Below are 20894 nucleotides of genomic sequence, written 5' to 3'. Positions count from 1 at the left end.
GGAAAATATGGGCATCCTGCGGCGATCGGCGGCGATCTCGCCCGGTGGAGCCCAGCCTCGAATACCCAACGTCAAATGACCGCCCCAAATGGTGGCGGTCGCCGCACGAATGTTTCATGGAGGAGGATTGAGGAGAGTGACATGAGCGTCGCATTTCGTCGCGAGAGCGACGAGGAACATCTGGAACCCAAGTTCGAAATCCCGATCGCGCCGGGAGCGAACATCGTCACGCCGCGCGGGTTGAAACTGATCGACGCGAAGGTGGTCGAGCTGAAAGACGCGGTGGAAACCGCGGTCGAGCCGGAGCTGGCGGTGCTGAAGCGCGAGCTGCGCTACTGGCATACGCGTCAGACCACCGCCGAAGTAGCGTCCCCTCCTGCCGACGGCGAAATCGGCATCGGATCGCGCGTGACGATCCGCATGGGCGGCAAGCAGCGCGTGGTCGAGATCGTCGGCGGCGATGAAGCCGACCCGGCGGAAGGGCGTATCGGCTTCGCCGCGCCGCTCGCTCGGGCGCTCGTCGGCGGGGAGGTCGGCGAACGGGTCGATTTCAACGGCGTTGCCGAGGCGATCGAAATTCTCGATAGCGTCGCGATCGGAGACAATTGATGGCCGAAAAATTCGAACGCCACCGTCAACCCTGGAAGCAGGACGAGGTGCAGAAGCTGCACACGCTCGCCAAAAAGGGCATGGGCCTGAAGGCGATCGCCAAGGCGCTGACCCGCACCGAGGAATCGGTCAAGGAACGCGCCAAGGAAGACGGGCTGAACATCGCGAAGCTGCGCTGATCCTTCCCTCATTCCCCTCGCTGCAAGCAAGGGGGTCAGGGATGAGTCGGCGATGACGCTAGCTCGATGCCCGTTTCATCGCTTCGGTCCGAAGCCGATGAGTTTTTTGAGCGCGCAGACACGCGCCCCCACCCCTGCCCCCTCCCTTGCCGGAGGGGTGGAGATAGAAGCTGTCCTCACCCACCTCCTACGACGCTATCATCCTCGGCGCGGGCGCCGCCGGCCTGATGTGCGCTGCCGTCGCGGGTCAGCGCGGCCGCCGCGTCCTGCTGGTCGATCACGCCGATGAAGTGGGGAAGAAGATCCTTATCTCGGGTGGCGGGCGGTGCAATTTCACCAATATCAACACCGCGCCCGACCGCTATCTTTCGGCCAACCCGCATTTCGCCAAATCGGCGCTCAGCCGCTACACCGCCGCAGATTTCATCGCCCTGGTCGATCGCCACGGTATCGCCTGGCATGAAAAGACGCTGGGCCAGCTGTTCTGCGACGGGTCGGCGAAACAGGTCGTCGCGATGCTGCTCGACGAATGCGCCATGGGGCATGTCGATCTGTCGCTTGGGCACCCGGTGGGCGCGATCGACCATGAAGATAGCCGGTTCCGGGTGACGATCAACGGTCGCACCATCGTCGCCACGTCGCTGGTTCTCGCCACCGGCGGGCCTTCGATCCCCAAAATGGGTGCGACCGGCTTCGCTTATGATGTCGCGCGGCGTTTCGGCCTCAAGATCGTCGAACCCCGCCCCGCCCTTGTCCCGCTGACGCTTGGCGGTGACGAGACGCTGTTCCGGTCGCTCTCCGGCGTGGCGACCGACGTGATCGCCAAATGCGGCAAGACCCAGTTCCGCGAGGCGGCCCTGTTCACTCATAAAGGGCTGTCCGGCCCGGCCATCCTGCAAATTTCGAGCTATTGGCGCTCGAGTGAAACGGTCGGCATCGATTTCCTGCCGACGCATGAGAGCGGCTGGTTGATCGACGCGAAACGCGCCCGTCCGCGCGCCGGATTCGCGTCGACACTGGCGAGCGCCCTGCCCGCCCGCCTGGCCGAAACGCTCGCCGACCGGCTGGCTCTGAGCGGAGAATTGTCCACGCTCACCGATCGCAAACTGGCCGACGCCGAGCGCCGCCTGGCCGATTGGCGTTTCGCCCCAAACGGCACCGAAGGCTATGCCAAGGCGGAGGTCACCGCGGGCGGAATCAGCACCGCCGAACTTTCTTCGCAAACAATGCAAGCCAAACGGGTGGAAAACCTGTATGCGATCGGCGAAGCGGTCGACGTCACTGGGTGGCTGGGCGGCTATAACTTCCAATGGGCATGGGCGAGCGGATGGGCCGCGGCACAGTCTATTTGACCGCAGAACAACATGTTGCGTCTTAGCCGTGGTGGCGGCGCAGCCCATTTTTTGAGAGACTCATGCCCTTTTCCAATCTTCCCCCGCTTCTGTCCGAAGCGCTCACCGAACGCGGCTATGCCGCTCCCACTCCAGTCCAGGCGGGCGTGCTCGAACCCGAAGCGATCGGCCGCGACCTGCTCGTCTCGGCGCAGACCGGCTCGGGCAAGACCGTCGCCTTCGGCCTCGCCATGGCGGCGCAGCTGCTCGACGAAGAAGGCCGTTTGCCTCAGCAGGGCCCGCTCGCACTGATCATCGCGCCGACGCGTGAGCTTGCGCTGCAGGTCAGCCGCGAGCTGATGTGGCTCTACGGCAAGACCGGCGGACGCATCGTCACCTGTGTCGGCGGCATGGATGCGTCGAAGGAACGCCGCGCGCTCAATTACGGTGCGCATATCGTCGTCGGCACGCCGGGTCGCCTGCGCGATCACCTCGAACGCGGCGCGCTCGACCTGAGCAAGCTGCGCGTCGCGGTCCTCGATGAGGCCGATGAGATGCTCGACATGGGCTTCCGCGAGGATCTCGAACAGATTCTCGACGGTACGCCGACCGAGCGCCGCACGCTGATGTTCTCGGCGACTATCCCGAAGCCGATTGCCGCGCTTGCCAAGCGTTATCAACGCGATGCGGTCCGTATTTCGACCGTTGGCGAAGATCGCGGCCATGGCGACATCGCCTATCAGGCCGTCACCTGCGCGCCCGCCGATATCGAGAATGTCGTCGTCAACCTGCTGCGCTTCCATGAAGCCGAGACGGCGATGCTGTTCTGCGCAACGCGCGACAATGTCCGCCACCTTCATGCCGGCCTGATCGAGCGCGGCTTCAGCGCCGTCGCCTTGTCGGGCGAGCATAGCCAGAATGAGCGTAACGCCGCGCTCCAGGCGCTGCGCGACCAGCGCGCCCGCGTCTGCGTGGCGACCGACGTTGCCGCGCGCGGCATCGATCTGCCGACGCTCAGCCTGGTCATCCATGTCGAGCTGCCGCGTGACGCCGAGACCTTGCAGCACCGCTCGGGCCGCACCGGGCGCGCGGGCAAAAAGGGTACCGCCGTCCTGATCGTGCCCTATCCGCGCCGTCGCCGTGTCGAATCGATGCTGAAGGGCGCACGGATCAACGCCGAGTGGATCAATCCGCCGACGCTTGAGGACATCAGCGCCAAGGATCATGAGCGGTTGCTCGTCACCCTGCTCGAGCCGGTCGAGGTCGATGACGATGATCGCGCACTCGGTGCAAAGCTGCTCGAAACGCAGAGCCCGGAGGATATCGCCGCCGCGCTCGTCCGCCTGCACCGCGCGCGCATGCCCGCCGCCGAGGAGCTGCTCGGCCAGGGCAACGATCCGGCACCGCGTCAGGACGGCCACCGTCCCGGCTTCGAGGATATCGTCTGGTTCCGCATGGATATCGGCCGCCGTCAGAATGCCGATCCGCGCTGGCTGCTGCCGCTGATCTGCCGTCGCGGCCACATCACCAAGAGCGAGATCGGCGCGATCCGCATCTCCGCCAACGAAACGCTGTTCCAGATCCCGCGCGCGGTTGCCAACCGCTTCAATGCGTCGGTTCTGCGCACGGCGGGCACCGAAAGCGGTGACGAAGGCGGCATCAAGATCGAGAGCGTCCAGGGCGAACCGCGCGAGGCCGAGCGCCGCCCGCGCCTGACGCCGAGCGCCCGCCCGAGCGGTCCGCCGACCGCGCGGCACAAGCCCAAGCCGCACCGCCGCACCAATGACCGGCAGCGCTAAGCGGCTGGCATGGCCGGGTCCGTGCGCATCCTGGTCGATGGCGATGCGTGCCCGGTCAAGGATGAGATCTACAAGGTCGCGTGGCGGCTGGAGGTGCCGGTCACGATCGTCGCCAACAGCCATTTCCGCGTGCCGCAGCACCCGTTGATCGACCGCGTCGTGGTCAGCGATGGCTTCGACGCGGCGGACGACTGGATCGCCGAGCAGGCGACCGTCAGATCGGTGGTGATCACGGCCGATATCCTGCTCGCCGATCGCTGCGTGAAGGCCGGCGCCACCGTGCTCAGCCCGACGGGCAAGCCCTTCACCGCCAATTCGATCGGGGCGGCAGTGGCGACGCGGGCGATCATGGCTGATCTGCGCGCGGGAGCGGTGGGCGACGGCATCCGCGGCCCGGCGCCGTTTTCAAAGACCGATCGCTCGCGCTTCCTGTCCGCGCTCGACGCCGCGCTGGTCAGGCTGATGCGATAAAAAATTGTCGCAAATTGTCGCACAGCGCGATTAATGATCGACATCAGGAACCCACCCAGCTTTGGGTGGTTGGACCGCGATAACGCAGGATGCCATCGCGGTCGGCGGTCTTCAGCGGTGGAATTTTGAATGAACGAACGTCGGATCGCGCATACCGGTTTTGTCCTGACGGCTGCGCTTGTGATCTCGGCCTGCAGCGGGGGCGGCGAAAGCAAAGCCGGCCGGCGCGGTGCGCAGGGCACGCCTGAGGTCGGCTATATCGTCGCCCAGCCAAGCAATGTCCCGATTTCCACTGAACTAGGCGGCCGCGTCACCGCGTATCAAAGCGCCGAAGTCCGTCCGCAAGTGTCGGGCATCGTGCGTCGCCGCTTCTTCACCGAAGGGTCGATCGTCCAGAAGGGCCAGACGCTCTATCAGATCGATCCGAGCCTCTATGTCGCCGCCGCCAATGAAGCGAGCGCCAATCTCGCCAGCGCGCAAGCCAATGCCGAGGCGACCCGGGCCAAGGCCGACCGCTTCCGTCCGCTCGCCGAGATCGAAGCGGTCGCCAAGCAGGATTATACCGACGCCGCCGCTCAAGCGCGCCAGGCCAAGGCCGCCGTCGCGCAGAATCGCGCGCAACTGGATACCGCACGCATCAATCTGCGCTTCACCAACGTGCCCGCGCCGATCACCGGCCGCATTGGTCGCTCGCTGTTCACCGAAGGCGCACTGGTCACCGCGAGCCAGGCCGACCCGCTCGCCACGATCCAGCGCCTCGATCCGATCTTCGTCGACATTCAGCAATCCAGCGCCGACTTGCTGACCTTGCGGCGTGCGCTCAGCAGCGGCGGCGCCGTTCCTGCTCAGGCCAGTGTCAGGCTGAAGCTGGAAGACGGCAGCGACTATGGCCAGACCGGCACGGTCGAATTCTCCGAAGTCGTGGTCAATGAAAGCACCGGCACCGTCACGCTGCGCGCGCGTTTCCCCAATCCGCAAGGGATGCTGTTACCGGGCATGTTCGCGCGCGCGACCTTTGCGCAGTCGGTCGATACCAATGCGTTCCTCATTCCCCAGGCCGGCGTGAAGCGCGACCCCAAGGGCAATACCACAGTGATGGTGATCGGTCCCGACAACAAGGCGGTCGAGCGCGATGTGAAGGCCGAGCGCGTGGTCGGCGCGAATTGGGTCGTGCGGTCCGGGCTGAGTGCCGGCGACAAGGTGATCGTCGAGGGCACCGCCAAGGCGAAGAACGGGCAGCCGGTCAAACCCGTGCCGGCCGGGTCGCCACAGAAGCTGCAGGCGCCGACGAAATCGGGCGCTTCCGCCACGCAGACCAAGGGCTGATACACCGGTGATCTCGCGCATTTTCATCGACCGGCCGATTTTCGCCTGGGTCATCGCGATCATCATCATGCTGGGTGGCATCGGTGCGATCTATACCTTGCCGATCGAGCAATTCCCCGACGTGGCGCCGCCCAACGTCAACATCCGCGCCACCTATCCCGGCGCGTCTGCCGAAACGCTGGAAAACAGCGTCACTCAGGTGATCGAGCAGCAGCTGACCGGCATCGACGGCCTGCTCTATTTCAGCTCGAACAGCAGTTCGCGCGGCCAGGTGACGATCACCGCGACCTTCAAAAAGGGCGTCGATCCCGACATCGCCCAGGTCCAGGTGCAGAACAAGGTGCAGCAGGCGATCAGCCGCCTGCCGCAACAGGTCCAGCAACAGGGCCTGACCGTCACCAAATCCAATCCCGATTTCCTGTTGCTGGTGTCGATCTACGACAAGACCGACCGGGTCACCAACCAGGACGTGTCGGATTATCTGATCGCCAATTTCCAGGATCGGCTCGGTCGCATTCCCGGCGTCGGCGACACCAATGTGTTCGGCGCGCAATATGCCATGCGGGTGTGGCTGCGTCCCGACCGCCTCGCTGCCTATTCGCTGATGCCCAGCGACGCGATCAATGCGATCACCGCGCAAAATACCGAGATCGCGGCGGGCGAAGTCGGCGGCCAGCCAATGCCCACGACGCAAATGCTCAACGCGACCGTCACCGCCCAGTCGCGCCTGCAGACGCCGGCGCAATTCGCCAACATCATCGTCAAGACTTCGCGCGACGGATCGATCGTGCGCCTGTCCGACATCGCCCGGGTCGAACTCGGCGCGGAAAGCTATCAGACGATCAGCCGGGTCAACGGCCACCCCGGCGCGGGCATCGCCGTATCGCTTGCGCCGGGCGCCGATGCGCTGTCGACCGCGGAACTGGTCAAGGCCGATATCGAGAATGCCGCCAAGTCGATGCCTGACGGCTACGCCTATGCCTTCCCGCAGGATTCGACCGCTTTCATCAAATTGTCGGTCGAGGAAGTGGTCAAGACGCTGGTCGAGGCGATCGTCCTCGTCGTCATCGTCATGTTCGTCTTCCTGCAGAACTGGCGCGCGACGCTGATCCCGACGATCGCGGTGCCGGTCGTGCTGCTCGGCACCTTCGCCGTTTTCTCGCTGGCTGGCTTCTCGATCAACACGCTCACCTTGTTCGGCCTCGTGCTGGCGATCGGCCTACTGGTCGATGACGCGATCGTCGTGGTCGAGAATGTCGAACGGCTGATGGACGAGAATCCCGACATGTCGCCGCGTGACGCGACGATCGAGTCGATGAACGAGATCACCGTCGCGCTGATCGCCATCGCGCTGGTGCTGTCGGCGGTGTTCCTGCCGATGGCGTTTTTTGGCGGGTCGACCGGCGTGATCTATCGCCAGTTCTCGGTCACCATCGTGTCGGCGATGATCCTGTCGGTGGTCGTCGCACTCGTCTTGACCCCTGCCCTGACTGCCACACTGCTCAAGCGGCGCAGCGAGGAGAAGCAGGGCGACAGCTGGATCGCGCACAAAATCCAGGATGCGCGCGACTGGTTCAATCGCAACTTCGAGAAGATGACCGAGCGCTACACCAACAGCGTGGCAAAGGTGGTCGATCACAAGCTGATCGTCCTGCTGATCTATGCCGGGGTGGTGACATTGCTCGCCTTGCTGTTCGTGCGGTTACCGACCGGCTTCCTGCCCAATGAAGACCAGGGTGCCGCGCAAGTTCAGTTCAACCTGCCGCCCGGCGCGACGCAGGGCCGGACGGTCGCGGTGCAGAAACAGGTCGAGCAATATTTCCTTACCCAGGAAAAGGCCAATGTCAGTGTGCTGTTCACCAATGCCGGCGGCGGCGGCGGCGGCGCGAGCGGGCAGAATACCGGGCGCGGCTTTCTCGCGCTGACCGACTGGGCCGATCGCCCGGGCAGCAAGAACAGCGCCCAGGCAGTCACGCAGCGCGCATCGAAAGCACTTGGTGGCCTGCGTGATGCGGACATCTTCGTGACGGTGCCGGCGGCGGTGCGCGGCCTTGGCCAGTCGGCCGGCTTCACGCTGGAATTGCAGAACACCGGCAGCATGAGCCGCGCCGATTTCAAGGCAGCACGCGACAAGCTGCTCGCCGCCGCGCGCGCCGACCCGGACCTCGCCGCAGTCCGCCCGACCGACCTTGAAGACCAGCCGACGCTCAAGATCGAAATCGACCAGCAGAAGCTAAGCGCGCTCGGGTTGAGCCAGGCCGATGTCAATGCGACGCTGGCGACGGCCTGGGGCGGCCGCTACGTCAACGATTTCAACGATCGTGGCCGCGTTAAGCGCGTCTATGTTCAGGGCGATGCGCCCTATCGTCACAGCCCGGATGACATCGCGCAATGGTATGTCCGCTCCGCCGATGGCCAGATGGCGCCCTTCTCGGCCTTTTCGACCATTTCCTGGTCGACCGCGCCGTCATCGCTGCTGCGCTTCCAGGGCCTGCCTGCGTTCGAGATTCAGGGCCAGGCCGCGCCGGGCAAGAGTTCGGGCGATGCGATGAACCGGATGGAGCAGCTTGCAGCGCAATATCCGGGCACCTCGGTCGCCTGGTCGGGCCTGTCGTTCCAGGAGCGGCTGTCATCGGGCCAGGCGCCCTTCCTCTACGCCATTTCACTGCTCGTCGTGTTCCTGTGCCTGGCCGCGCTTTACGAAAGCTGGTCGATCCCGGTCGCGGTGCTGCTGGTCATTCCGCTCGGCCTGGTCGGGGCGGTGTTCGCGGTCACGCTGCGCGGGCTGGAGAATGACGTCTTTCTGCAGATCGGTCTGCTGACGACGATGGGCCTGGCCGCCAAAAACGCGATCCTGATCGTCGAATTCGCGGAACAGGCCGAGAAGAAGGGCAAGCGCATCATCGCCGCCGCGATCGAGGCCGCGCGCCTGCGCCTGCGCCCGATCCTGATGACCAGCCTCGCCTTCATCTTCGGCGTGCTGCCGCTGGCGATCTCGACCGGCGCCGGTGCGAACAGCCGCGTCGCGATCGGCACGGCGGTAATCGGCGGCATGCTGACCGCGACGATCCTGGCGATCTTCTACATCCCGCTGTTCTTCGTGCTGGTGCGCCGCGGCACCCGCGACGTGCTCAAGAAGCTGCATCATGAAGAACCGCAGAGTGAACCCAAGCCGGAGGCAAGCGCATGAAGCGCATGGTCATCCTGCTCCTCGCCGGTGCATCGCTGAGCGCGTGCACCAGCATGGCGCCCAAATATGCTCGCCCCGATGCGCCAGTGCCCGCATCCTGGCCGATCGGCGACGCCTATCTGAGGCAAAGCGAAGCGACTCTGCCAAGCGTCTCGTATCGCGACATCTTCCGCGACGACCGATTGCAGCGGATCATCGAACAGGCGCTGGTCAATAATCGCGACCTGCGCGTCGCCGCCGCCAATATCGTCGCGGCGCGTGCGCAATATCGCATCCAGCGCGCCGACCTGTTGCCGCAGGTCAATGCTTCGGCAAGCGTCACCCGCGCCGACAGCGGTACGGGACGGACCAATACCGGCGGCAGCGCGGTCAGCGGCGGTGCGCGCACCAGTTACAGCACCGATCTCGGCATCACTGCATTCGAGATCGACCTGTTCGGCCGCGTCCGCTCGCTCACCGACGCCGCGCAGAACCGCTACTTCGCGACTGAAGCGGCCGCCCGCGCGACGCGGCTGACTTTGGTCGGCGACATCGCCAAAGCCTGGCTCAGCTATGCCGCCGACAAGAGCCTGCTCAAGATCGCGCAGGACACCGCGGCCAGCGCCGAGCGCAGCGTCAAGCTGACCAAGGCGCGCCTCGACGGCGGCGTCGCGCCGCGCACCGATTTGAGCCAGTCGCAGCTCGTTCTCGCCCAGGCGCAGTCCGATCTGGCGCAACAGACCACCGCGCTCGCGCAGGACGTCAACCTGCTGCAGTTGCTGGTCGGCGCGCCGGTCGATGCAGCCCTGCTGCCCGGCGCGATCGACGACGCAGCCAAGACGGTCGCCGAACTCCCCGCCGGGCTCGATTCCGGCATCCTGCTGCGCCGTCCCGACGTACTCCAGGCCGAATATGGCTTGCGCGCCAGTAATGCCGAGATCGGCGCGGCCCGCGCGGCGCTGTTCCCGCGCATCAGCCTGACCTCAGTCCTCGGTTTTGCCAGCACTGCGCTGAGCGGCCTGTTCACTGGCGGCGCTTTCAACTATTCGATCGCACCAAGCGCGAGCTATTCGATCTTCAATGCCGGCGCCGGGAGAGCGGGCCTGGAGCAATCAAAAGCGCAGCGCGATGCGGCGCTCGCCACTTACGAGAAATCGATCCAGACCGCGTTCCGGGAAGTGTCCGATGCGCTTGCCCGTCACGGCACGATCGCCGCGCAGACCCGCGCGGCGCAATCGCTCTCCGCCGCCGCTTCGGACAATTATCGCCTGTCAGACGCACGGTATCGCGGCGGAATCGACACCTTCCTGCAAAGTCTCGATGCGCAGCGTTCGCTCTATTCCGCACAGCGTTCGCTGGTCGCGACGCAATTGACCGGCGCGACCAATCTGGTCGATCTCTATCGCACGCTCGGCGGCGACGCGCAGCTCGACGCTACGGCACGCGGCCCGGTGCCGGCCAATGCCCCGCCGCCCAATTGATGTTGCGGCAGTGCCGCACCGGCCCGCGCAGCACACTCGCTTGACGGCAGCGCGTCACGGGTGAAGGATATGGCCATGGCGCTGCCTCCCACACCCGACCCCTCCGCCTTTATGCGCGAAATGCTCGGCCAGTGGGAAACGATGGCCAACCAGTTCGGCGGCGACGTGATGAAGTCGGGCGAGTTCGCCCGCGTGATGCAGGGCGCCACGACCGCCCAGATGAATGCGCAGACCGCCGCGCATCAGATGATGGACAAGGCACTCGCCGCCGCCAACATGCCGAGCCGCAGCGAAGTCGAGGACCTTTCCGCTCGCTTGCGCGGTGTCGAGGAAACAGTCGGGCGGATCGAGGCGCTGCTGATGGCGCAGGCGGGAATCAAACCGCCCGAACGCCCCAAGCCGAAACGCACCCGCAAGCCACCGGCCAAAGCTTGAGCGATCCGGACTGACCATGGCCGAGACGAGCGCCCCCGACCTGTTCGACCAGGCCCGCACCGCGTTCGACCGCGCCTTGCAGCGCAATTTCAAGGGGCTGGAATATTTCGCCTCGTCCGGCCCGACGCTTGGCGCGAGCCCCAAGGATCTGCTGATCCAGCGCGGCACGATGAACCTCTATCATTATCGCCCGATGTCGGACGAGGTGTACCGCGTCCCCCTGTTGCTGGTCATGGCGACCACCAATCGCGGTTATATCTTCGACATGGTGCCAGGGCAGAGCCTGGTCGAATATCTGCTCAGGGCCGGATATGACGTGTTCATGCTCGACTGGACGCCGCCGCGCCGTGACGAGAAGAGCCTGACGCTGGCCGACTATGTCCTCGACTTCATTCCCACCGCCATCGCCCGCGTGCAGGAGGAAACCGACGAGGAAGAATTCAGCCTGGTCGGCTATTGCTTTGGCGGGGTGCTGTCGATCCTGTGGGCCGCGCTCCACCCGGAAGCCCCGATGAAGAATCTGGTGTGCTTCACCACGCCGGTCGATTTCTCCAAGATGGAGATGTTCCAGGCCTGGGCCGACAAGCGTTTCTTCGATGTCGACAAGCTGGTCGACACGTTCGGCAATTGCCCGGCCGATTATCTCTACACAGCATTCGACATGCTGCGTCCCGGCGCGCGGATCGCGGGCAATATCCGATTGCTCGACAATTTGTGGAATGACGAATTCGTCAAATCCTTCCGCATGTTCGATCGCTGGGCAAGCGACACGCTGCCCCTCGCCGGCGAATATTTCCGCGAGACGACCAAGAAGCTGATGTGGGATAACCGCCTGTACAACGACACGATGGACGTCGCCGGACGTCCGGTCGACCTGTCGGCGATCACCGCTCCGTTCCTGCACGTCACTGCCGAGCATGACCATATCGTGCCCTCCGCCGCCTCCGCACCGCTGATCGAAAAGGTCGGCTCGACCGACAAGGAACAGGTGACAATGAAGGGCGGGCATGTCAGCCTTGTCGCTGGGGGCAATGCGATCAAGCGTCTATGGCCCAAATTGATCGACTGGCTGGGGGAGCGATCGACATGAGCCATCATATCCGCCGGTTCGCGGGGGCCGATCGCGACGCCATGCTCGCCTTTGCCGAGACCCTGCCCGAACATGATCTGCTGTTCCTCGGCCGCGATCTGAAACATCCGCGCGTCGTCGAGGCATGGATTTCCGCGATCGAGGAAGGCTGGATCGACAGCCTGGTCGCCGAGGATGATGGCAAGTTCGTCGGCACCGCGGCGCTGGTGCGCGATCCGCTTGGTTGGAGCGCGCATGTCGGCGAGATCCGCTTGCTCGTCTCGCCGGGTAAGCGTGGCGCCGGACTTGGCCGCGACCTGCTTGAGGCGATCTACAGCGTGGCAATGGAACGTGGCCTTGAAAAGCTCACCGCGCAAATGACTCCCGACCAGATCGGGTCGGTCATGCTGTTCGAAAGCCTCGGTTTTCGCGCCGAAGCGCTGCTGCGCGATCATGTCCGCGACCGCGCGGGTAAACCGCACGACCTCGCCATTCTCAGCCACGACATTGCGCGCGTGGCGGCACAGCATCGGGCCTTTGGCCTCGACGAATGAACAATATCTACATCCGGCGCATTTAGACCGGAGTCTCGGAAAGGAAATTTGATGGCAAGTCAGGCACATAACCCGGAGGCGATCCGCGCGCCCTCCGCGCTGCTGGCGCTGACCGAACTGCCCCGCGCCTTGGCGGAATTCGGATCGCTTGGTTTTGCGGCACCGATCCTTGCCACCGCGCCGCGTGGCGACGGTCATCCGGTGCTGGTGCTGCCCGGCTTCGTCACTTCAGATGTGTCGACCACCGTGCTGCGCAAGTTCCTGACCGGCCTCGGCTATGAGGCCCATGCCTGGGAACTCGGCCGCAATCTCGGCCCCAAGGCGATCGGCCGCGAAGGCGAAAAGCTGCTCGCCAGACTCAAGGCCATCCATGAATTGACCGGCAAGAAAGTCAGCCTCGTCGGCTGGAGCCTGGGCGGCGTCATGGCACGCCAGCTTTCCCGCCGCGCGCCCGACGCAGTACGGCAGGTCATTACACTCGGCTCGCCCTTCACCGGATCACCGCGCGCAACCAATGCGTGGCGCGCCTATCAGATACTGACCGGGCATCAGATCGACGGTGATGATGCGCGTTCACAAATGCGTGAAAGCGAAGCCCCGCCGCCGGTTCCATCGACCTCGATCTTCACGCGTGAGGATGGCGTCGTCGCGTGGCAGAATTGCATCGAACCGCGCGATGCGCAGACCGACAACATCCAGGTTCATGGCAGCCATTGCGGCCTGGGGGTCAATCCTGCGGTACTTTATGCGATCGCCGACCGGTTGGCACAGGCCGATGGTGACTGGCACCCGTTCGAGCGCAGCGGGTTAAAGGCTTTGGTGTATCCGTTCGCCGGGCACGCATAACCGCTCATTTGAACCGCGCATCTGGCTCGCCGCTCCAGCGAGCAGATCATGTCAGCCAGCGGGGAGGCCATTTTCGGCCTCCCCGCCTAACTTCACGGCAAACCAGATCGCGCCGGTCTTACTTGCAGGCCTGCTTGTTCTGATTCCCGGCCTTTGAGCAGTCGTAATGCACGACCTTGCCGGTCTTGGTGGTCCAGGCGACCGTGCGACCCGATGGCTGCGCCGGTGCGGCGTGCTGGACTGCCGGTCGTGGGGGAGCGGCCCTTGCCGGCGCTGCGGCGGCTACCGGAGCGGCACGCGGGGCGGGCGCCGCAGCGCCCTTGCAGACGCTTTTGTTCGCGTTGCCAGGTTTCGAGCAGTCATAGTTCCGCGCGGCAGCGGGTGCCGCGACCTTGGCCGGGGCCGTTGCAGCCGGCGCCGCTTTCGGCTTTGCGACGGCAACTGGCTTTGCCGGTTGCGCAGCGGCTGGCGCCGTTCCCTTGCAAGCAGCCTTGTTGGCGTTTCCGGCCTTGGAGCAATCGTAATTCCGCGCCGGGGTGGGATTACCCCCAGCCGAGGCAGGACTTGCCAGTATCAATAGACTTCCCGCAATCGAGACTGCGACGGTGGTCGACCATGACATCTTCCATCTCCTTGATTAGCCGGCTTCAACCAGCATCGGTGAGGTGCGCCCGCCATGTTATTAACTCAAATGAACTTTTTTTCATAATTGAATCCGACGATCCGGCGGGCGGATATTGATCGCCGCGCCACGGCAGGTCTTGTCGCACATGATAAAACCGGATGGCCAACCACGCTCGGCGAAGCGCGGTCGGCCACCAGACTTTCGCTGTTCAGTTCTTGCCGCGCAACGGCGCGACCGCGTCCTTGCCGAATTGCATGATCAGGTCACCGATCTCGCGCGCCTGCGTCATGCTGCGGCTGCCCTGATCGCGCAGGAAATCGCCCTGGATCTTCATCACCTCGGACAGATCCTTGGCGCCCGCCGCCGCGCGCATCGCCGCGAATGCCTCACGCGTATTCGCCTCGGCCTGGTCGAGCATCTTCAGGCCGACCGCCGAACTGCCCTCGGCGAGCTTCTTGCCCGATGACTGCATCGCCTCGCCGGCCTTTTTCGCCGGGTCGACAACGCGTTCGTTGATCGTATCCTTGACCTTGTCGGCGGTGCTCTTCTTATCGACCATCATTTTGCTCCTTGCTTGCGGACTGCCGGTTTCCGGCCGGGTGCGGTCTGTTTCGCCGCGGTTTTCCTGGGGGTAGCGGGTTTCGCAGCCTTGGGTTTGGCGGCTGCTTTGGGCCTGGCCGCCGCCGGGGCCGGCTTCGGCTTGCCCGCCGGCGTTGCAACGGTCGCCGCCTTCAGCGTCTCAAATGAGGATCGCAGCGCCGCCGCATAATTCTCGGGATCGGGCATCATATTGCGGTCGCACGTGAACGACACGGCAATCGTGTCGCCATAGGAATAGACCGGATTGATCAGCCCCATCGAATCGAACACCGGCGCTGTGCCGTACATCGCGACCATCCGCGCGCCACAGAAATACATCGGCACGCGGCTGCCCGGAACATTGGTAACCACCGTGTTGAACACCGGCGCATGCGTGTTGGCCGCCCCGACCCGCGTGTAGAGCCGCGCCGCCAGCCCGGCGAGGCCGGACGGGATCAGCTGGCTGTAATCGGCCAGCGTGCGGGCGCCGACCGCATTGGTCATCGCCTTGGAATTGACCGCCTGGTCATGGACATATTGCAGCCGCTCCATCGGGTCGGCGATATGCGTACCGAGCGGGATGACCATCGCCGAGACGAGATTGCCCAACGCCGCCTTCTCGCCCTCGCCACGCACCGAGATCGGCGCCATCGCGGTCAGCGATTCCTTGGGCAGTTCGCCCTTGTCGTCGAGATATTGCCTGAGGCCCCCGCCGACGATCGCGAGGATCACGTCATTGACCGTCGCATCGGCCACCGCTTCCTTCATCGCGCGAATATCGGCGAGCTTGAACGGCACCGCGTCCCACACGCGGTGCGCCGACACCTTGCCGTTGAAACGCGTCTTCGGCGCCATCTTGGTGTTGGCGATGCTGACATCGCCCTTGCTCACCGTCGCGGCGAGTTTGGCCATGCCGGGCAACGACCGGCCGATCGTCTCCATCACGCGCATCGGCTGACGCAGCGAATTGAAATAGCTGCGTGTCAGCAAATCGGCGACATTAGGCATATTCTCGGGCTGCCATTCATCGGCCTTTTCCGGCGGCTTCATGCTGGCGTCGAGATCATGCACCGCGGCCGACATCTCAACCCCCGACATGCCGTCGATCGCGGCATGATGGACCTTGGAGACCAGTGCGAAACATCCGGGCGGCAAGCCTTCGACATTGTCGAGCCCCTCGACCACAGTGAATTCCCACAGCGGCTTGCTCAGGTCCATCGGGCGCGAATGCAATCGCGCGACCTGGATGCACAATTGCCGCCAGTCACCGGGCTTGGGCAAGGCGATGTGGCGGACATGGAATTCGATGTCGAACTCGGGATCCTCGATCCAGTAAGGATGATCGAGATCGAACGGCACCCGCACCAGCCGCTGGCGGAAACTGCGCGCGCCACCCAGTCGGCTCTCGATGAAGCTCAGCACATCCTTGAAACGCACGAACCCGCCCGGCGCGGTCGATGGGTCGTAGATGCCGACCGACCCGATATGCATCGGTGTATGCGGCGTTTCCAGATAAACGAACGAGGCGTCCTGGCCCGATAGTTGAAGCATCCTTCTCTCCCCGTTCAGCCCGCTTTGCGGTGCGATTATAAATTCAACTCACGCCTTCCTCCGTCCGGCATCATTTGCCGAACCCGAACACATCCTGATGAAAACGCCCGTCCTCGATCAAAGTCTCAAGCCATTCCGATCCTTGCGCATGTTCGTCGCCGATCTGCTGCATCTGGATCCGGATCAGCGTGTCGCGCACCGCCGGCGCCATGAAACGCCCATCGCCGCACAGATAGATATGCGCGCCGGCTTGAATCGCGGCCCACACGCGCTCCTGTTCCGCCCACAGCGCGTCCTGCACGAACTTCCATGGATGGCTCTCGACCGCGGAGAAAGCGAGATAGGGATCGATCACGCCGTCCTTCGCCCAGGCCTCGACCTCGTTGCGGCAGAACCAGTCATGATCAGGATGACGACAGCCGAAGAACAACAGGCTTTGCGCGACACCTTCGCCCGCCGCCTTCTGGCTGCTGCGTTCCTGGATGAAGCCGCGCAGCGGCGCGAAGCCGGTGCCGGGACCGATCAGGATCATCGGCACACCCGGATCGGCCGGCGGCGCGAAGGGCGGATTGGGCCGCCGGACATAGCCGAACACATGATCGCCCGCCGCGACATTCTGCATATAGCCACTGGCGAACCCGCGATGCTCGCCAAGCCCCGACCAGGCCGGGGCCGCCATCGTACCGACGATCAGATCGGCGACATGTGGATCGACCAGCGGACTCGACGCGATCGAATAGAAACGTGGGGCGATCGCCGCCGATAGTTCGACCAGACTATCGAGCGACAATTCGGCAGCCGGATGATGAGCGAGCAAGTCGAGCAATGTCAGCCTTTTGCCCGCGACCTCCACATCATAAGTCTCCTCAAGTGCTGCCAGTTCGCGCCTGGTGTTCGGACAGCGCGTCTGCGCGGCGATTACACCGAGCGCGCGCCTGGGCAGCGGGTCGGACAGTTCGACGAAATCGGTCAGCAATTGCCGCACCGTCACGGTCTGACCGAGCGGCAGATGCTTGAACCGCCCACCCTGTCCGTCCACCCGCAGTTGCGCGGCGCCAGCAAGGCCGAGCCGTTCGATCGCGCGCGTCACCAGTTCCGGGCGGTTGCGCGCATAGACCGCAACATGATCGCCGCAGTGATAAAGCTGCCCCTCGGGCAGGCGAATGCGGATGAAGCGGGTCGAGGGCCGGGGCGGCTCCTTGGCGAAGTCCCACAGGCCATTGGCGGGCAGGATCATCTCGTCATTGGCGACGATTTCCAGCCGCTGGGCATGTTCGGGCAAGGCCTGGGCGCGCGCCTCGGACGTATCGACCACGTGCAGCGACAGGCTCGAGGCCGCTTCGCTCGGGCCGCTCTCGCTACCCAGCGCCTTCCACAGATCGCGCACAAAGGCGGCGACGGCACCGTCGAAATCCCCCTGCCCGTCCGCTTCGGCGCGCGGCAGCAACCGGGTTGCGCCCGCCGCTTCGATCGCCGCATCGACGCGCTTGGGGAAATTCTGATAATTTGGCCATTGCGAATTGCCGATCCCGAGCACGGCAAAGCGCGCACCCGACCAGTCGGCCCCGTCGAACGCGCCGGCATCGAGCCCGCGCTCGACCTCGACCGCACTATCCGGGGCACGGCCATTATAGGTTGCGGTGACCACGATGATCACCTTGTCCTCGGGCTCCGATCCGCCCTTGAAGCTCTCGTCCATCGACCGCACCACCGTCTCGAACCCGTCGAGATTGGCGCGCTCGGCGATTTCGTCGGCGATGTCGCGTGCTGTCCCTAGGCTCGATCCATAGATCACCGCGAAACGCTGACCCGAGCCCGAGACCGCCGCAACCGGCGCATCCTCATTCACCGCCACTGGATCAGGCGCTGCCGCAATACGCTCATGCGGCTGGCGCAGACGCACGCGCATGTGGAATTCGTCGGGCTTGATCGACAAAGTCTCCTTGATGCGCAGCCGATAATTGTGCGGATCGCTGATCGCGAACTTCTGCAGGATCATCGCCAGCGCCATCTTCGCCTCGACCATGGCGAACTGCCGACCGATACAGGCGCGCTCGCCATTCCCGAACGGCTTATAGGCATGCGGGTGCCGCGCCGCCTCGACCTCCGGCAGCCAGCGGTCGATATCGAACTCGTCGGGATCTCCCCACACGCTGGTGTCGCGATGCAGCCCGGGCGAGAAGACGTTGATCGGGCGGTCCTTGCGCACCGTGTAACGGCCGCCGATCACCTCGTCTTCGTAAGGAGCCAGCGTAAAGGCGGGCGCGGTCGGCCAGAGACGCATTGCTTCCTTCAGGATGCGCTCGATCACGTCCAGCCTGGCGATGTCGCTGTAATCGGGACGCTTGTCGCCCGGCAGCACGCGGTCGACCTCGGCATAGGCCTGCGCCAGCACATGCGGATGACGCAGCAGCAGATGCTGAGCAAAGGTCAGCAGGCCCGAGGTCGTCTCATGCCCGGCGATCAGGAAGGTCAGCACCTGATAGCGGATATTGATATCGTCCAGGCCCTCGCCCGTTTCCGGGTCGATCGCACTGACCATCAGGTTGAGCAGATCCTTCCCGTCATTCGGATTCTTGCGTCGCTCGGCAATGATGCCGTCGACCAGTGCATTCATCTCGGCAATGTCGGCCTCATATTGCCGCTCGGCTTTTTTTGCGAAGCGCTGCTGGATCGGCATCCGCGTGATCATGTTGAGCGATTCGCCCAACACCCGCGCCAGCGCCTCGAGAAAACTGTCGAGTTCCTCCTTCTCGAAACTGTCGAAGCGATGCCCGAATCCGGCGATCGCGATCGAATCGAGCGTGAAGCGAGTCATGTCGTCGGCGACCAGCACATCGGTGCCCGAGAGCCGGGTCCATTTCGCCACCATCTGGTCGGCGACTTCGAGCATCATGTCGTAATAACCACGCATCGCGCGCTGGCTGAATGCCGGGAGCAGGATGCGGTGCGCCTTGCCCCAATTGGGTTCTTCACTGAATGCGGTGAACAGCCCATCGCCGGCGAATTTACGCACCACACGCAAGCCAGGCCCCGGCATTTTGCGGAAACGCGTCTCGTCGCACAATTCGGCGACCAGATCGGGGCTGGTGACGAACAGCCCGACCCGGCTGCCGAATTTCAGCTTGAAGATGCCGTTTGGAAATTCACGACTGATGCGCAGCAGATAGCCGATCAGTCCCGAACGCGCGATCTGGTGAAGATGTCCGACGACCGGCAGCCCCGGCGGCGACGGTACCGTCGAGCCCTGGCCGACTGCTGGAGCTGTCGCCATCCATCACCTCCGTCTATTCTGGCATACCTCAACACAGGCCGCTGCGCCGCGCAACCGCAGGGGCCGAATATTACCGGGCTCTTCGCAAATGACGGGCGTCAGAGCCCGTGCTCGCCGGCCTTGGTCGACGTATCGGCCCCTGGCATGTCGATCCGACGTACCCAGCCGTCTTCGGTTTTTACCATGCTCGCCCCACATCCGATGCATACGCTGCGCCACATCTTCTGCACACGGCGAACATTATTGCCGTCGCGATGATGATGACCCAGCGCGCATGCGAGCCTTTGGAAAAGGCCAAGCCTTGGGGCCATTTTTGTTGATTCTGCCACGGAGCCCCTTCCCAGTGTGTCCGGACGTTGCCGGTGATCGCCCCTTTTTCCGGGACCAACCGAGCCTAACCCGTCGATGAGCCGAAACGAAGCGCTAAAATATCCAATCGCCCGATATTTGCGTGGCGCGCTTAACACGCCTTCAACTCGGGTTGTGCGACAGGGCATGTCATGTCGATCTCCGGCCGATTTTGGTCTCCCTCCCCATCGATACGATTGCCGCATGTCGCGACGACCCTGGCGGTGTCGGCGCTTCTGATGCTCGCGCCATGGTTGGCGACCGGAAGTGGTGTGACAGTGACCGGACTGTTGTCGCTGGCCGGTACAGCCGGGCTGGCACTTGCCGCGCGCCATCTGTTGCGTCTGCTTGGCGTCATCGACGCGGACCGCGCGGCAGCGCTGATCTTCGCGCTCCCCGCCGTCGCGCTCGGTGCCGGGCTGATGGGCCAATGCGATACACTGGGCGCCGTACCGATCGTCATGGCGCTCGCGGCCGCCGTTCAGCGCCGTCCTGTCTCGACGCTCGTCTGGTTTGGCCTGGCTCTGGGCTTCGATGGACAAGCGCTTCTGATCGCCCCTTTCTTCCTCGCCTTGCTGATCAATCGCCGGACACCGATGCGCCTGTGGCCAGTGGCGCCGCTGACGGCCATTGCGGTGATGTTGCCCAGTTGGGCGGTTGGCCAGCCCCTGGTCGATTGTGCGATCCCCTATCTGCAGCGCGGCGATGGGCGCGATGCCCTGTCGTTCAATGCGCCGAATATCTGGGCGATCGTGCAGATATTGCCGCTGGGCGGCGTGACGCTGCTCGGGCTCGCCTGCGCCGCCGCGATCGGTGCAAGCTTTGCGTATGTCGCGCATTTCTCGGTGCAGCCGTTAACCGACCGCAAGATGATCTCCGCGGCCCTGCTCTCCACCCTGCTGACCGCTGGCCTGCTACCCGGCATGCATGAAGGCCATTTCTTCCTCGCCGGCGTCCTAGCTCTGGTCATGGCGCTCGTCGCGCGCGATCGGACCAGCATTTGCATCGTCATGCTGGTCCAGATCGGATCGACGCTTGGCATCATCGGCGCCATCAGCGGCATCGGTGCACTGCCGCTGTTGGGCGCGATCGCGATGATCGCGGCGACCGTTCAACTCGCCCGCCCGCTGCTCAAATCCGCGGCAAACGACAATCCTCTGATCGCACGCACGGTCTAACGATCTGCGCTGCGGGGAGAGCGGGAATTTATGATAGGCAAATTACGTGATTCGTGGATTCGACAGCGGG

General features: G+C 64.2%; 17 protein-coding genes. 13 read left to right on the top strand and 4 right to left on the bottom strand.

From position 1 onward, the window contains the following. Nucleotides 1-141 precede the first annotated feature (141 nt). The 12 genes from OO12_RS11490 to OO12_RS11435 all read left to right on the top strand — a co-directional run bounded on the left by OO12_RS11490 (nucleotide 142) and on the right by OO12_RS11435 (nucleotide 13269). Nucleotides 142-609, top strand: a complete 468-nt coding sequence (locus OO12_RS11490; RefSeq protein ID WP_034158823.1) for a GreA/GreB family elongation factor — start codon at nucleotides 142-144, stop codon at nucleotides 607-609. Further along, nucleotides 609-788, top strand: coding sequence for a hypothetical protein (locus OO12_RS11485; RefSeq protein WP_034158822.1), 180 nt, complete (start codon nucleotides 609-611; stop codon nucleotides 786-788). The genes OO12_RS11490 and OO12_RS11485 overlap by 1 nt, the downstream gene beginning before the upstream one ends. 170 nt (nucleotides 789-958) lie before the next feature. Next, nucleotides 959-2140: an NAD(P)/FAD-dependent oxidoreductase gene (locus OO12_RS11480; protein ID WP_034158821.1), complete on the top strand. Its 1182-nt coding sequence runs from the start codon at nucleotides 959-961 to the stop codon at nucleotides 2138-2140. 62 nt (nucleotides 2141-2202) lie between these two features. After that, nucleotides 2203-3918, top strand: a complete 1716-nt coding sequence (locus tag OO12_RS11475) for a DEAD/DEAH box helicase (RefSeq protein WP_034158820.1) — start codon at nucleotides 2203-2205, stop codon at nucleotides 3916-3918. 9 nt (nucleotides 3919-3927) lie between these two features. Next, complete coding sequence (locus OO12_RS11470; protein ID WP_200887447.1) at nucleotides 3928-4389, top strand: YaiI/YqxD family protein; 462 nt, start codon at nucleotides 3928-3930, stop codon at nucleotides 4387-4389. A gap of 129 nt (nucleotides 4390-4518) precedes the next feature. Further along, nucleotides 4519-5715 carry an efflux RND transporter periplasmic adaptor subunit gene (locus OO12_RS11465; protein ID WP_034158819.1) on the top strand — a complete coding sequence of 399 codons (1197 nt, stop codon included), beginning with the start codon at nucleotides 4519-4521 and terminating at the stop codon, nucleotides 5713-5715. Between the two features lie 7 nt (nucleotides 5716-5722). Beyond that, nucleotides 5723-8905 (top strand): efflux RND transporter permease subunit, encoded by a 3183-nt coding sequence (locus OO12_RS11460; protein WP_034158818.1) that lies wholly within the window; start codon nucleotides 5723-5725, stop codon nucleotides 8903-8905. Then, on the top strand, nucleotides 8902-10365 hold the full coding sequence (locus OO12_RS11455) for an efflux transporter outer membrane subunit (RefSeq protein ID WP_034158817.1): 1464 nt from the start codon (nucleotides 8902-8904) through the stop codon (nucleotides 10363-10365). Before OO12_RS11460 ends, OO12_RS11455 begins: the two co-directional genes overlap by 4 nt. A gap of 75 nt (nucleotides 10366-10440) precedes the next feature. Continuing rightward, nucleotides 10441-10800 carry a poly(R)-hydroxyalkanoic acid synthase subunit PhaE gene (locus OO12_RS11450; RefSeq protein WP_160296787.1) on the top strand — a complete coding sequence of 120 codons (360 nt, stop codon included), beginning with the start codon at nucleotides 10441-10443 and terminating at the stop codon, nucleotides 10798-10800. Nucleotides 10801-10816: 16 nt separating this feature from the next. Further along, nucleotides 10817-11890, top strand: coding sequence for an alpha/beta fold hydrolase (locus tag OO12_RS11445; RefSeq protein WP_034158815.1), 1074 nt, complete (start codon nucleotides 10817-10819; stop codon nucleotides 11888-11890). Further along, a complete protein-coding gene (locus tag OO12_RS11440) occupies nucleotides 11887-12423 on the top strand; it encodes a GNAT family N-acetyltransferase (RefSeq protein WP_034158814.1) in 537 nt (178 codons plus the stop codon). The genes OO12_RS11445 and OO12_RS11440 overlap by 4 nt, the downstream gene beginning before the upstream one ends. 51 nt (nucleotides 12424-12474) lie before the next feature. Continuing rightward, entirely contained in the window at nucleotides 12475-13269 is a 795-nt protein-coding gene (locus tag OO12_RS11435) for an esterase/lipase family protein (protein WP_034158813.1), read from the top strand. A 118-nt stretch (nucleotides 13270-13387) separates the two neighbouring features. On the opposite strand, the gene OO12_RS28005 is transcribed toward OO12_RS11435, so the two are convergent. From OO12_RS28005 to OO12_RS11420, 4 genes are all read right to left on the bottom strand, one after another. Then, nucleotides 13388-13891 carry a hypothetical protein gene (locus OO12_RS28005; protein ID WP_152616364.1) on the bottom strand — a complete coding sequence of 168 codons (504 nt, stop codon included), beginning with the start codon at nucleotides 13889-13891 and terminating at the stop codon, nucleotides 13388-13390. A gap of 211 nt (nucleotides 13892-14102) precedes the next feature. Further along, nucleotides 14103-14453: a phasin family protein gene (locus OO12_RS11430; protein ID WP_034158852.1), complete on the bottom strand. Its 351-nt coding sequence runs from the start codon at nucleotides 14451-14453 to the stop codon at nucleotides 14103-14105. Continuing rightward, nucleotides 14453-16024 (bottom strand): WS/DGAT/MGAT family O-acyltransferase, encoded by a 1572-nt coding sequence (locus OO12_RS11425; RefSeq protein WP_034158812.1) that lies wholly within the window; start codon nucleotides 16022-16024, stop codon nucleotides 14453-14455. The genes OO12_RS11430 and OO12_RS11425 overlap by 1 nt, the downstream gene beginning before the upstream one ends. 70 nt (nucleotides 16025-16094) lie before the next feature. Further along, nucleotides 16095-19298: a bifunctional cytochrome P450/NADPH--P450 reductase gene (locus OO12_RS11420; protein WP_034158811.1), complete on the bottom strand. Its 3204-nt coding sequence runs from the start codon at nucleotides 19296-19298 to the stop codon at nucleotides 16095-16097. Between the two features lie 572 nt (nucleotides 19299-19870). Here OO12_RS11420 and OO12_RS11415 point away from each other — a divergent pair. Continuing rightward, nucleotides 19871-20824 carry a hypothetical protein gene (locus tag OO12_RS11415; protein WP_152616363.1) on the top strand — a complete coding sequence of 318 codons (954 nt, stop codon included), beginning with the start codon at nucleotides 19871-19873 and terminating at the stop codon, nucleotides 20822-20824. Nucleotides 20825-20894: the final 70 nt, after the last annotated feature.

Origin of the sequence: Sphingomonas sp. ERG5, from assembly GCF_000803065.1 — a bacterium.
Lineage (GTDB): Bacteria > Pseudomonadota > Alphaproteobacteria > Sphingomonadales > Sphingomonadaceae > Sphingomonas.
Note: the sequence above shows the minus strand (reverse complement) of the source record. Positions and strands in the feature narration are given on the sequence as shown.

Excerpts from the sequence above, each read along its gene's own strand:
- OO12_RS11430 (WP_034158852.1), bottom strand. The coding sequence starts at position 14,453 with ATGGTCGATAAGAAGAGCACCGCCGACAAGGTCAAGGATACGATCAAC.
- OO12_RS11465 (WP_034158819.1), top strand. The coding sequence starts at position 4,519 with ATGAACGAACGTCGGATCGCGCATACCGGTTTTGTCCTGACGGCTGCG.
- OO12_RS11475 (WP_034158820.1), top strand. The coding sequence starts at position 2,203 with ATGCCCTTTTCCAATCTTCCCCCGCTTCTGTCCGAAGCGCTCACCGAA.
- OO12_RS11440 (WP_034158814.1), top strand. The coding sequence starts at position 11,887 with ATGAGCCATCATATCCGCCGGTTCGCGGGGGCCGATCGCGACGCCATG.
- OO12_RS11425 (WP_034158812.1), bottom strand. The coding sequence starts at position 16,024 with ATGCTTCAACTATCGGGCCAGGACGCCTCGTTCGTTTATCTGGAAACG.
- OO12_RS11420 (WP_034158811.1), bottom strand. The coding sequence starts at position 19,298 with ATGGCGACAGCTCCAGCAGTCGGCCAGGGCTCGACGGTACCGTCGCCG.
- OO12_RS11445 (WP_034158815.1), top strand. The coding sequence starts at position 10,817 with ATGGCCGAGACGAGCGCCCCCGACCTGTTCGACCAGGCCCGCACCGCG.
- OO12_RS11450 (WP_160296787.1), top strand. The coding sequence starts at position 10,441 with ATGGCGCTGCCTCCCACACCCGACCCCTCCGCCTTTATGCGCGAAATG.
- OO12_RS11470 (WP_200887447.1), top strand. The coding sequence starts at position 3,928 with ATGGCCGGGTCCGTGCGCATCCTGGTCGATGGCGATGCGTGCCCGGTC.
- OO12_RS11455 (WP_034158817.1), top strand. The coding sequence starts at position 8,902 with ATGAAGCGCATGGTCATCCTGCTCCTCGCCGGTGCATCGCTGAGCGCG.
- OO12_RS11485 (WP_034158822.1), top strand. The coding sequence starts at position 609 with ATGGCCGAAAAATTCGAACGCCACCGTCAACCCTGGAAGCAGGACGAG.
- OO12_RS11435 (WP_034158813.1), top strand. The coding sequence starts at position 12,475 with ATGGCAAGTCAGGCACATAACCCGGAGGCGATCCGCGCGCCCTCCGCG.
- OO12_RS11490 (WP_034158823.1), top strand. The coding sequence starts at position 142 with ATGAGCGTCGCATTTCGTCGCGAGAGCGACGAGGAACATCTGGAACCC.
- OO12_RS28005 (WP_152616364.1), bottom strand. The coding sequence starts at position 13,891 with ATGTCATGGTCGACCACCGTCGCAGTCTCGATTGCGGGAAGTCTATTG.